The sequence below is a fragment of the Sodalinema sp. genome (assembly GCF_046483825.1).
Classification (GTDB): domain Bacteria; phylum Cyanobacteriota; class Cyanobacteriia; order Cyanobacteriales; family Geitlerinemataceae; genus Sodalinema.
Genome location: NZ_JAWOCL010000004.1, coordinates 1 through 11,118 on the forward strand (window position 1 = coordinate 1; position 11,118 = coordinate 11,118).

10 protein-coding genes are annotated in these 11,118 nt (G+C 50.2%); 3 read left to right on the top strand and 7 right to left on the bottom strand.

Going from position 1 to position 11,118, the window contains the following annotated elements; translation table 11 throughout:
* Window positions 1-655 precede the first annotated feature (655 nt).
* The gene (locus tag R6U67_RS00280) at window positions 656-1,321 is read right to left on the bottom strand and encodes a Uma2 family endonuclease (RefSeq protein WP_410250684.1); all 666 of its coding nucleotides are present in this window, start codon (window positions 1,319-1,321) and stop codon (window positions 656-658) included.
* Window positions 1,322-1,375: 54 nt separating this feature from the next.
* On the bottom strand, window positions 1,376-5,053 hold the full coding sequence (cobN, locus tag R6U67_RS00285; RefSeq protein ID WP_410250685.1) for a cobaltochelatase subunit CobN: 3,678 nt from the start codon (window positions 5,051-5,053) through the stop codon (window positions 1,376-1,378).
* A 297-nt stretch (window positions 5,054-5,350) separates the two neighbouring features.
* On the opposite strand from cobN, the gene R6U67_RS00290 reads away from it, so the two are divergent.
* Window positions 5,351-5,812, top strand: a complete 462-nt coding sequence (locus tag R6U67_RS00290) for a hypothetical protein (protein ID WP_410250686.1) — start codon at window positions 5,351-5,353, stop codon at window positions 5,810-5,812.
* 180 nt (window positions 5,813-5,992) lie between these two features.
* Here R6U67_RS00290 and R6U67_RS00295 read toward each other — a convergent pair whose 3' ends face one another.
* Genes R6U67_RS00295 through fmdA form a run of 4 tightly spaced genes read right to left on the bottom strand, consistent with a single transcriptional unit; the run spans window position 5,993 to window position 7,960 of the window.
* Complete coding sequence (locus R6U67_RS00295; protein WP_410250687.1) at window positions 5,993-6,292, bottom strand: hypothetical protein; 300 nt, start codon at window positions 6,290-6,292, stop codon at window positions 5,993-5,995.
* 28 nt (window positions 6,293-6,320) lie between these two features.
* Window positions 6,321-6,452, bottom strand: a complete 132-nt coding sequence (locus R6U67_RS00300; protein WP_410250688.1) for a hypothetical protein — start codon at window positions 6,450-6,452, stop codon at window positions 6,321-6,323.
* A 27-nt stretch (window positions 6,453-6,479) separates the two neighbouring features.
* Complete coding sequence (locus R6U67_RS00305; RefSeq protein WP_087706701.1) at window positions 6,480-6,755, bottom strand: FmdB family zinc ribbon protein; 276 nt, start codon at window positions 6,753-6,755, stop codon at window positions 6,480-6,482.
* A 17-nt stretch (window positions 6,756-6,772) separates the two neighbouring features.
* A complete protein-coding gene (gene fmdA / locus R6U67_RS00310) occupies window positions 6,773-7,960 on the bottom strand; it encodes a formamidase (RefSeq protein ID WP_410250689.1) in 1,188 nt (395 codons plus the stop codon).
* Window positions 7,961-8,491: 531 nt separating this feature from the next.
* Here fmdA and R6U67_RS00315 point away from each other — a divergent pair.
* Window positions 8,492-8,707 (top strand): hypothetical protein, encoded by a 216-nt coding sequence (locus R6U67_RS00315; protein WP_410250690.1) that lies wholly within the window; start codon window positions 8,492-8,494, stop codon window positions 8,705-8,707.
* A gap of 143 nt (window positions 8,708-8,850) precedes the next feature.
* Here R6U67_RS00315 and hemH read toward each other — a convergent pair whose 3' ends face one another.
* A complete protein-coding gene (hemH, locus tag R6U67_RS00320; protein ID WP_410250691.1) occupies window positions 8,851-10,014 on the bottom strand; it encodes a ferrochelatase in 1,164 nt (387 codons plus the stop codon).
* Window positions 10,015-10,384: 370 nt separating this feature from the next.
* On the opposite strand from hemH, the gene R6U67_RS00325 reads away from it, so the two are divergent.
* Window positions 10,385-11,118: DNA adenine methylase (locus R6U67_RS00325; RefSeq protein WP_410250692.1), on the top strand; the 734-nt coding region annotated here is incomplete at its 3' end.

Consider the following 11,118-nt stretch of genomic DNA (forward strand, 5'->3'; position numbering starts at 1 on the left):
CATTTCCTCCTCCGAGGGCGATCGCATCGGGAAATGGTGAACTACGCAACTGGTTTAATTGATCCGCTGGCAACTGGGCCATGATGACCTGATCACCCGCATCCGTCGCCAGTCCAAAGTCAAACCCACCATCGGTGACAATATTCAAAACCATGATTTGAAAACCTTAGCTAACTTGCTTAATCACTTGCTATGTTTTATAGCCGATTCTCCAAGATGAATCAACCCTAAGTTCCCGAATTTACATAAACTTTATATTCATGAATTTACAAAAAAACAGCACAAATAGTGACGAAAGAAATGCCTCTTTCATCTATTAGCTAATCCTGACATTTAACCCGTATTATCTACGAATAATTACGGAGATGTTAGACTTAGCTCATTATCAATTCAGGTTGTGGATAGCCGACAACTCTAACTCATAGGACTGGCTCCTCCCTGACGGTGACTTGTCCTCAGCCCATCCGAGTCAGGAGAAAAGGTGAGGTAGACAGCGAACCTCACCAGAGGCTCTATAGGTCTGTCGGGATGAACAGGCGATTTTTACGTAATTCGTCCCGAATTGTTACAAAACTTCATGAAAAGACCCGATATCCCCCCATCTGGCAGGGAACATCGGGTTAAGACGTGATGAGAGCGAGACCAATCCCTCGTCTCAGTGGTGGGATGATGGGGCGTTAGGGGAAAAACGGTCTCGGAGCGATCGCATCGCCTGAATCTCATCCTCCCGGGCCATCCTCAAGAACTCATACAGCCAATCCTTGGGAACTTGGGGAAACGTCGGACTGCGATCGCCCTCCACATACACCCCCGATTCAAGCCGATAAATACGCCAAATCTGTCCATCAAAGCGCCAAAACTCCGGCACACCTAAACCCGCATAAAACTGATTTTTGGCAATATCCGTATGGGTAATATCCACCTCAACCACTAAATCCGGGGGTGGATCTTGGGCTAAATCCACAGACCGCCCCTTCACCAAAGGCTGATTTTGAATATAATACGCCTGATCCGGTTCTGCACCTTTTTGGAATTGGGGATAGTTGAGCGTTGTTGACCCCATAGTTTTTAACGGTAGTCCCAACATTTCCACCAAAATTACAATAAATCGCTCAATTAAACAGCGAGCAAACTCATGCTCTTCTAGGGGCATTGTAATTTCTAAAAGACCCTTATCATAGGTTAAACGAGAACTTCGGGACTGGGGTAAAAGCCTTAATAGATGCAAATAGCTATCCCAATCCAGGCCATGAAACACCACCCGCTGTTCACCTTGGGGTTGAACTCGGCTGGGGGGGTCTGAAGCTGCAATCACCATCATTCTCCCAAAATTGAGTCTTACATCAAGTCTAGCCAAAGCGAGTCTCTCAACCCCTCACCCCTCCTGACTCGATAACGTGGCCTCAATCTTCTCCTCCGCCTCCAGAGAAATCTCTCGCAACTGATCTAACATCGGGCGACTGGCTGAGTCCCAACGTCCCCGCTGATGGGCCTCAATCAGTCGTTCCGCCATATCCCGTAACGCCCAGGGATTCTTCTGTCGCACAAACTCCTGAACCGCCTCATCAAACACATAAGCTTGGGCGACTCCCTCATACATAAACTCCTCCACCGTCCCCGTCGTCACATCATAGCCAAAGAGGAAATCTACCGTCGCCGCCATCTCAAAGGCCCCTTTATAGCCATGACGCATCACCCCCTGAATCCATTTGGGGTTCACCACCCGCGAACGATAAACGCGGGCAATTTCCTCCCGCAGCGATCGCACCTTAGGATTTTCCACCCGAGAATTATCACCAAAATAGACCTCCGGCGTGGTTCCTCGCGCTTGACGCACCGCCGCCGTTAAGCCTCCCTGAAACTGATAGTAATCATCGGAATCCAACAAATCATGTTCGCGGTTATCCTGGTTCTGCAACACGATTTGCATCTGTTGCAATCGCGCCGCAAAGGCTTCAGGTTCTGAGGTGGCACTGCGATCGCCGTAAGCGTAACTACTCCAGTTAATATAAGCTTGAGCCAAATCCGCTTCACTAGCCCAATTTTGCGACTCAATTAACCCCTGTAATCCCGCCCCATAGGCCCCCGGTTTGGACCCAAAGACGCGATAACGCGATCGCCGTTGGGCCGTCTCCTCCGTCAACCCTTGACCCTGCCAAAACGCCGCCTCCTGCTGCACCTGGGCCGCCAACGGATTCTCCTCCGGGGACTCAGACACCTGAGACACCGCCGTCACCGCCGCATCAAACAGGTCAATCAAATTAGGGAACGCATCCCGGAAAAACCCAGAAATCCGCAGCGTCACATCCACCCTGGGCCGTTGCAACACCGACAAGGGCAAAATCTCGAAATCCACCACGCGCCGCCCTAAACCATCCCAAATTGGCTGGACTCCCAGTAACGCCAGGGCTTGGGCAATATCATCGCCCCCGGTGCGCATCGTCGAGGTTCCCCAAACCGACAAGCCGAGGGTTTGAGGATATTCGCCGTTTTCCTGGGTATAACGGTCAATTAAGACCTCCGCCGCCTTACGTCCCACATCCCAAGCACTTTCACTGGGGATGGCGCGGATATCCACGGAATAGAAGTTACGCCCCGTGGGGAGAACTTCGGGACGGCCGCGAGTGGGTGCGCCGGAGGCCCCGGACGGGATATACTCACCCCGGAGGCCTCGAACTAGATTGATTAGTTCGCGATCGCAGCCCCGCAACGCCGGCAGTAACACGGTGTCAATCCATTGCAAGCACTCCTGAACGGGGGCGGCTACTGAAGTGGGCGTTCCCGCAATCAATTCCTCCACCAGTCGCGCGGCTTCCGTTTCCAACGCCGCCACCGCATCCCCCACATTGCGGAATTGCCCGTCTAAAGGGTCTGTCGGTGGGGTGGTGAGGGGGTCAATGTCCAAGCCCCAGGATTGCGCCAGGGCTTGGGTTAAGCCCACTCGTCCCCGTCCCGGACAGCGGGCAATGGAGACGATTAAATCCCGTAATGGGTCTGCTTCGGGACAAACTCCAAAAATATGTAAGCCATCGCGGATTTGGGCTTCTTTGAGTTCACAAAGATAGCCATCTAATTGGGTCATTAAGACAGTTTCATCTAGGTCGTCACTGAGTCCTAAATCTCGATGCAAGTTTTCTTCTTGAATTAGGGTTTCAATGCGACGAGAGAGGTCTTTGAGACGGCTTGGATTTAAGCTTTCGGCTTCGTAGTATTCGTCAATTAAGCCCTCTAAACAATCCAATTTTCCATAGAGTTCTGCCCGCGTCATGGGGGGCGTAAGATGGTCTAAAATCACCGCTTGACTGCGACGTTTGGCTTGGGACCCTTCGCCGGGGTCGTTGACAATGAAGGGGTAGAAATGGGGTAGGGGACCGAAGACGGCTTCTGGGTAACAGGTGTTGGAGAGGGCGACACTTTTGCCCGGTAGCCATTCCAGGTTGCCATGTTTGCCCACATGGACGACGGCTTGAACTTGGAATTTTTGTCGTAGCCAGATGTAGAAGGCCAGGTAGTCGTGGGTGGGTTCGAGGTCGGGGGCGTGGTAGTTTAGGCTGGGGTCGCGATCGTAGCCTCGGGCCGGTTGGATGCCAATGAAGAGATGGCCCCGTTGAATGCCGGCGATCGCAAAGTCCCCAGAAGGTTGCCCCCAGCGGCGTTCGATTCCCTCACGCACGGCGGCGGGGAGTTGGGCAAAGGCCCTTTGATAGTCTTGCAGGGACAGGGTTTGATAGACGGGGCGCATTTGGAAGCTTTCGGGATCGTTGGTGACGCCGGAGGTGAGGAGGGTCATCAAGTCCTCGGAGGTTTGGGGCGCGTCCCCGACGCAATAGCCAGCGGTTTTGAGGCTTTTGAGGATTTCCACGGTACTGGCGGGGGTGTCTAGGCCCACACCATTGGCCAGTCGGGCATCTTTGTTGGGATAGTTGGGCAGAATCAGGGCAATTCGTTGCTGTTCAACGGGGGTTTTAATCAGGCTGGCCCAATGTTTGGCCAGTTCGGCGACGAAGTCAATGCGATCGCCGACGGGTTCATAGCGGACGACTTCGGTTTCGAGGCGATCGTCGGTTTCAGACATTTGTTTGAAGGACACGGCCCGGGTAATAATCCGTCCGTCAACTTCGGGTAAGGCCACGTTCATGGCCACATCTCGCGGCGATAAGCCCCTCAATTCGTCTTGCCATTGGGCTTGGCCGCCGCCACTGAGGATCACTTGAAAGACGGGGCGATTTAGGGTTTGCCAGAGGTCGAGATTAGGCTGTTCGCGATCGAGTTTGGCTAGGGAAAATCCGGTGGTATTGAGAATCAGGTCAACTTGAGAAAAGACCTCAATCACTTGGTCTTGAACCGACCGATCTCGTAGGGAGGAAATATAGAGGGGAACGGGTTGTAAATTTTGTTGACTTAGGGCTTGACAAAGAGCATCAATGGGTTTTGTATTGGAAGAGAGATAATGGGCGCGATAGAAGATAATCCCCACACGGGCGATCGCATCCGTCACCTCAGCCACCGGATAGGGTCCCACCCGAGGCACAGATTGCGGGTCTGGGGGATAATTTTCCCCATCTAAACATTTATCTTGGGCATATTTTAGGCCATTACAAAAGTTACTCACTCCCCCTTCATTAAAATACTGCCATAGTCGATTCACAACCGTCAGCGGCACGGTAGAATGACTACATAAATCGGGGTCAATGCCATCATCACCGGGCATGACAATCAAATGACCCCCAGTCATCTCCACGGTTTCCCGCAACACCTCTAAGCCATAACTCCAATAGGCCCGTCCCCCCAGCAGCCGCAGGATAATCAGTTTCGCTTGAGACAACACCTCGTCGGCGTAGGTATCCAGGGTGAGTTGCTGTTGTAGTTGCAGCAGGTTCACCACCCGCATCTCGGGGAACTCGGCGGGAAGTTGTTGGCGGGCGACGGAGAGGGTTTGAATGTCGGTGTCGGCGGCGGTGATGAAGACGATGGGGGCGGGAGTTTGTTGGATGTAGATGACCCCGTCACTATCGGGGGTCCAACCGCCTGGTGTTGCAGCAATCCGGTGCATAAATGAGTGGTTCGTGTTAGGAGACGTTTATTAGTGTAGGAGAGTTGGCGGGGAAAGACCATCATCAGTGTTCTCATGGCAGCCCTGTAAGGCCACTGAAAGCTGTAAAATCTGAGGTGGATGATGGTAACTATCAATCTCTTTGATTGTCTGAAAAATTAATACCAATTTTCATGCCTTCCTGCCACAGATAGCTGTAGGGGCGAACGGCCGTTCGCCCTTCGCCAATGTTGGATGTATTGCAATGTTATCGAAAATTGCTATAAAATTTCCGTATTGTAAGTTTATGTTGTTCAGATGATGGAAGTTATAGCTGCGCTCTGCCTGGGGATTTTAATTGGCAGTATAACAACGGCTGTAGCCCTACAATACAGGCACAATAAAACAGGATATCAGCAAATCGTTAGTTTTTATGAAGAAAAAATTAGACGTTTAAAAGAAAAATATGAACAGGAACGACAAGATATTTCCCAATCGATTAGAGTTCCTTCTGAAATCCAAGTCTCTCAGATACCTAAGACTGAAGTATCTCGGATACCCCAAAAATCATCGAACTCAACTCAATCTGCAAAAACGTACAGCATTAAGGAAATTAGAAAAACATATCCGCGTGCTTATAAAACTTGGGATTTAGCTGAAGATGAGCGGCTAAAACATCGCTATAAGCAAGGTATAGCTATTCGAGATTTAGCCAGCGAGTTTCAACGGAAACCTGGTGCAATTCGTTCTCGATTGAAGAAGTTGGGTTTGCGAAAATAAAGGATAGTTGGATCTTCAGGATATGGGGTAGAATTGGTTGCATTCAATACAAAATTGTAGGGGAACCCACCCCTAGCCCCTCCCAGGAGGGGAAAATTTTTCGCCCCTACGGCAAGGGATATAATCCGCCATAATTTTTTCTTATCACCTTGAACTCAGAAGACCCAGATTTATCGATTTTTATAAAACCAATGATATCGGTTTATAAGCTTCTTTTAAATTATTAAGTCGCTCCTCCTTGAAAATATCCACAATTTCAACACCCTCATTTGTCTGCCGAAAAATAATGCGAAAGTCAGGATATACACGAGCCATGTACAAATTTTCTAAACCTTCACTTTTCAACAGCTTGACGCGATGATTGACCGAACTCTGTTCAGAAAAGCCATCGAGTTGGGGTAAGAAGTGGTCAATCCGTTGTCGATCGCTCGGAAGAAGCGATCGCAGGGCAATCTCAGCCTGGCTACTAAAGGTAATCATTATAATGTCTTACGATAAGCCAACATCCTCATGATACCTTGTTTTTCACGTTCACAGTAGCTCGATCGCCCTCTGGTAGACCCCGCATCACTGTTAAATTCTGAGTCAACTCCAATACAAAGTTGCGATCGCCGGTGAAGGCGATCGCAACTAAAGTCATGAACCCCTAAACCATTCAAGCCAGAGATTAGTATTTGGCGTGACCTAACATCCAGGGGCGATCGCAGCGAGACGGTTGATAACGAGGGGTTTTGGGTTCCCGTTCCCGCTTCACCAATCGAGGTTCAGAATCCCCCGTCAAACGACCCAAACTCCCCGTATTTAAACTCACCATTGGCGCCGCAAAAATTCGCTGCGACGGACCCTCACAACTCGGACAAGGGGGCGCTTGATCTCGGTTAGCAATACTGCGCCAAGCGTCAAACTCCCCACATTGAGAACATCGATACTCATACAGAGGCATAGACTTACACCTGTGAACTAGGTTGGCAAAATATCTTGATCAAAAATGGCTGTCGGCAAGGCCAGCGTACAACAGGCATTGGGAATATCCACAATGCCACTAATGCGACCTTCAACGGGGGCGCAACTCAATAATAAATAGGCCTGTTCCCCCGTAAAGCCAAATTTCTTGAGGTATTCAATGGCATTTAAGCACGCCCGACGATAAGACACATGGGCATCGAGATAATACTGTTCCCCCGAAAACTCATCGACAGAAATTCCCTCAAAAATCAGATATTCAGAATAGTGAGGTTCCACTGGACCCGGCTTAAAAATCGGGTTGACCATGCTGTATTTCTCGACTCCCCCTTTGATGATATCCACATGGAGGTCAATATAGCCCGACATTTCGATCGCACCACAGAAGGAAATCTCACCATCCCCCTGAGAGAAATGAATATCTCCCATCGAAAGTTTCGCCCCTTCTACATAGACAGGGAAGTAAATCCGCGACCCCCGCGATAGGTTTTTAATATCACAATTTCCGCCATGTTCCCGAGGAGGAACTGTGCGGGCCGCTTCAGCGGCGACTCGGTCAAACTCTGAAGCGGGAAGGGTTCCTAAAATGGCTTGATCTGGATTGGGAAGGGCCGCTAAGGGCGGAATCTCAGGCTTCCAGGTGGGACCGCCTTTATCGACGAGGGCTTTTTCCCGGCGATTCCATTCTGCGAGGAGTTCATGGGAAGGGGCGCAGCCGATTAACCCAGGGTGGGTAATCCCCGCAAAACGAACCCCTGGAATATGGCGAGATTGGGTATAAATTCCTTGCAAATCCCAAATGGCTTTAGCCGCTTCGGGGAAATGGTCTGTTAGGAAACCGCCGCCATTGTTGCGGGCAAAAATGCCCGTAAATCCCCATTCATCTCCTTGTAACGCACCAATATCAAGGATATCGACGACTAGAATATCTCCGGGTTCAGCCCCGTTGACATGAATCGGTCCACTGAGGACATGAACGACATCCAAATTAACATCGCGAATGTCGCTGGGGTCATCGTTATTCTTAATTTGCCCGTCGGTCCAGTCTTTACATTCAATGCGAAAGACATCGCCAGGGTTCACGGAAACAATAGCCGGAATGTCAGGATGCCAGCGGTTATGACCGGGCAATTCCTGTTCATTCATCGGTTTGGTTAAATCAACTTTGAAAAGGGTTTCTGGCATGAGAACAAAGCCTGATGGGGGTCAATAATGTGAGTTTTGATGGGATTAAACATTACTCAAGCCATTGGTTAAATTCACTGAGTACATGACAATATCTTACGATGGGGTTTGAGTTCGGAATGGCTGTGAGTGTGGCATTAACTTAAACGCTTTAGTGGGGGCTTCTTGTTACATTTGATACCAATTCACCGGAACCCAGCCCCAGATACTCCCTTGATTGAAGTTGAGAATGAGAATGAGTTTTATACTTTTCCCTAGGTTGACCTGGAAGTGAGGGGATTCGCCAGGGAATTGAGATGAGAATGAGTCTAAGGAACGAGAGTCAAGTTAAGACTTGTTGACCGAAGGAAGGGTTGTTTGTTAGGGGTTGAGGGTGACTCGCCTCAATGTGGGCGTGATGGGTATCACCCCCGACGCTGTCCCCAGTCACACAGAATCGTCTGTAGAATCACGGAGGCGACCCCGGTTGAGTCACGGTAACGGCCGGGTATCAACGCCATAATAAGAGTATCGAGTTCAGCCAAAGACATCATGATTCCCCAAGTTCAACTTCTCCCCGGCGCCATCTCTGCCATTCTCGCTTCCGTCACCGACACCGGAACCCTCACTCTTTCGGATCGCTACGGTCTTCTCGCCGCCACCTTAGATGAAAACCTCGACGAATGCGATCGCCGTTCCGCCAACCGCCTCCTCCGTTCAGTGATTCGCGGACGGGTTCAAATCATCAACGATCTCTGTGCAGCCTAAGAATTGAGACTGTCTTAACGGTTAAACACCCCCTGAACAACCATTACAGAGGCTGCAACTCGACCTTTCATCTTTCTGTAATTTGAAAAAACCCCCCTCCCAGACACGGAGGGGGGTTTTTGGGGGTTGGCGATGGTTGCTGTTTATAGCAACCCGACAAAGTGCAGGGGACCGTAGCCGGTAATCAACTCCGCCATCAAGGCGAGGAATCCTAACATGGCCAGACGACCATTCCAGGTTTCGGCGGAGGCGGTTAAACCCCATTCCCAACGTTCCTGAGGATAGAACTTGGTTTTCTTGGGAGGGTGCATCACGCCATCGAAGCTGATACTGGGGGCTTGGCTGGCTTCTTCGACTAAGTCGGCTAGGTCTTCGATGAACATGGGATGGGTGTTGAGGGCGGGAACTCGATGGAAGTGTTCGATTCCGGCTTCCTGGGCCACTTCCCGATATTCCATATCGATTTCTTGCAGGGTTTCGATATGTTCTGAGACAAAGCTAATGGGAACCACCACTAGGGTGTTGACTCCCTCTTCGGCTAAGGTCTCGATCGCATCCTCGGTATACGGTTGCAGCCATTCGACGGGACCGACGCGACTTTGATAGGCCAGGGTGTACTGGTTCGGGCGATTGAGGGTGTTCATAATTCCCTCAGTGCATTTCTCAATCTCCTCTTGATAGGGGTCGCCGGCTTCCTCGACATAGCTGCGGGGAACCCCGTGGGCGCTGAAGAAGATATGGGCCTGGTCCGGGTTGGGGAGGCGATCGAGTTCTCGGGCGATCAGATCAGCCATGGCGCTAAGATAGCCGGGGCGATCGTACCAGGAGGGAATGACGGTATAATCGAGGTTCCGAAGTTGGTCATCCTCGTTCCAGAGTTTTTCTAACAGCCGGAAGCTTGAGCCACTGGTACTGATGGAAAATTGCGGATAGAGGGGCAGAATCACTAACTTTTCGAGTTGGTCTCGCTTTAACTGAGCGATCGCCTCCTCGGTAAAGGGATTCCAGTAACGCATCCCGACATAAACCTGAGTGTCATGTCCCCGCTGTTTTAGCGTCGCTTCCAGGGCGCGGGCCTGTTCTTCCGTAATCCGACGCAGGGGCGAGCCTCCACCAATTTGTTGGTAGTTTTCCTGAGATTTCTGGGTTCTCAGGCTTGAAATCATCCATGCCAGTGGTTTCTGCAACCAGGAGAAGGGCAGGCGGATAATTTCGGGATCGGAGAATAGGTTGTAGAGGAATGGTCGGACATCTTCGAGCTTGTCCGGACCTCCCAAGTTCAGCAGAAGAACGCCAACGCGACCCATAGCAGCCTGTGTTTCCCAATTTTTTAGATTCTTTACCAATATTAACAGTCGCGGCGGCGATCGACAACCACTCTGGTCCAAATCTCACGAGACTCTCAGCCGGTTTTGTGCCTGAAGTAACAAAATGTTGCTTTTTTTGACGATTTTTGACAATGATTAAGAAACCCCTTGTCAAACTTCGACATTTGTGAACCTGGGCGATCGCCCCTCCCGCAAGCTCGGCCAGTGCCAATCCATCTCCCCAAAGATATTCAGAATTTCAACAACTTCTGTTATGGTGATTCTTCGGACTGCGAACGTCAAGCCTGCCCCAAATCTAGTCCAAAACTTGTTCGCTTAGGGGCAGTTCTCACTTATAAAATTTACCGCTATGTCTGCTGACTTAAGTCCCCTTGAATTACCTCTAACTCCACCCCTAAAATGGGCGGGTGGGAAACGCTGGCTGGTGGATAGCTTAAAACCCTATTGGGTGCAACAGTCCGCACGGCGGTTGGTTGAGCCGTTTTGTGGTGGGTTGGCGATCGCCCTGGGACTGGCTCCAAAACACGCCTTGCTCAACGACATTAACCCCCACTTAATTAACTTTTATTCTTGGATTTCCCAGGGTTTAGATGTTACCATAAAAACCAAAAATGAGTCTAATTTGTACTATGAATATCGGGATTATTTTAATCGTTTAATTACTCAAAAAAAGGACAAAACAGCCGAAGCCGCACAACTCTTTTACTACCTCAACCGGACTGGCTTTAATGGCTTATGTCGGTTCAACCGCAAAGGCTTATTTAATGTTCCATTTGGACGATATAAAAAAATAAATTATAAAACAGACTTTCGGGAGTATCAGCCCCTATTCCGCCATTGGCAGTTTGAAAACTCAGATTTTGAGGACTTAGCCATCCAAGAGGGAGATTTTATCTATGCCGACCCCCCCTATGACGTGGACTTTCGGCAATATTCCAGTGGCGGCTTCGGCTGGGAGGACCAAGAACGCTTAGCCCACTGGCTGGCCCAGCAATCGGTCCCGGTCATTGCCTCAAACCAAGCGACGGAGCGGATTTTAGCCCTGTATGAGCATCATGGCTTTAAGGTGACCACTCGGGCGGC